The sequence below is a fragment of the Polaromonas sp. P1_F9 genome, assembly GCF_056405615.1.
The window spans coordinates 1-1,149 of the sequence record NZ_JBFUBT010000018.1 but is presented as its reverse complement, the minus strand read 5'-3'; the positions used below and the strand labels follow the sequence as shown (position 1 = coordinate 1,149).

The 1,149-nt window shown below is 62.3% G+C and carries 1 protein-coding gene; it reads right to left on the bottom strand.

Features of this window, described 5'->3' with window-relative positions:
- Positions 1-1,117, bottom strand: a 1,117-nt coding sequence (gene tuf, locus AC1DYR_RS22265; protein WP_477706992.1) for an elongation factor Tu, incomplete at its 3' end; no start/stop codon positions are given.
- Positions 1,118-1,149 lie beyond the last annotated feature (32 nt).

Below are 1,149 nucleotides of genomic sequence, written 5' to 3'. Positions count from 1 at the left end.
CGCCGGCGCCGACGGTCTTGCCGCCTTCGCGGATGGCAAAGCGCAGGCCTTCTTCCATGGCGATCGGGTTGATCAGCTTGACGGTGATCGACACGTTATCGCCTGGCATGACCATTTCCTTGCCTTCTGGCAACTCGATCGCACCGGTCACGTCCGTCGTGCGGAAGTAGAACTGGGGGCGGTAGTTGTTGAAGAATGGCGTGTGGCGGCCGCCTTCGTCCTTGGAGAGAACGTAGATCTCGCCGGTGAAGTGCGTGTGCGGCTTGATGGAGCCGGGCTTGCACAGCACCTGGCCGCGCTGCACGTCTTCGCGCTTGGTGCCGCGCAAGAGGATACCGACGTTGTCGCCGGCCTGTCCTTGATCCAGCAGCTTGCGGAACATTTCAACGCCGGTGCAGGTGGTCTTTTGCGTGTCGGCAATACCGACGATTTCGATTTCTTCGCCGACCTTGATCACACCGCGCTCGACACGGCCGGTCACGACGGTGCCGCGGCCGGAGATGGAGAACACGTCTTCCACGGGCATCAGGAAGGCGCCGTCAACAGCGCGCTCTGGCAGGGGAATGTAGGTGTCCAGCGCTTCGGCCAGCTTCATGATGGCTTCTTCGCCCAGGGGACCCTTGTCGCCTTCCATGGCGAGCTTGGCGCTGCCGTGGATGATGGGGGTCTTGTCGCCGGGGAAGTCGTATTTGTCGAGCAACTCGCGCACTTCCATTTCGACGAGCTCGAGCAGTTCGGCGTCGTCAACCATGTCGCACTTGTTCAGGAACACGATGATGTAAGGCACGCCCACCTGGCGGGCCAGCAGGATGTGCTCGCGGGTCTGGGGCATGGGGCCGTCAGCAGCCGAACACACCAAAATGGCGCCGTCCATCTGGGCAGCGCCGGTGATCATGTTCTTCACATAGTCGGCGTGGCCTGGGCAGTCGACGTGGGCGTAGTGGCGGTTGGCCGTTTCGTACTCGACGTGGGCGGTATTGATGGTGATGCCGCGTGCTTTTTCTTCGGGCGCCGCGTCAATTTGGTCGTAGCCCTTGGCTTCGCCGCCGAACTTGGATGCCAGAACGGTCGTGATCGCCGCCGTCAGCGTCGTCTTGCCATGGTCCACGTGGCCAATCGTGCCCCATGGTCCACGTGGCCAATCGTGCC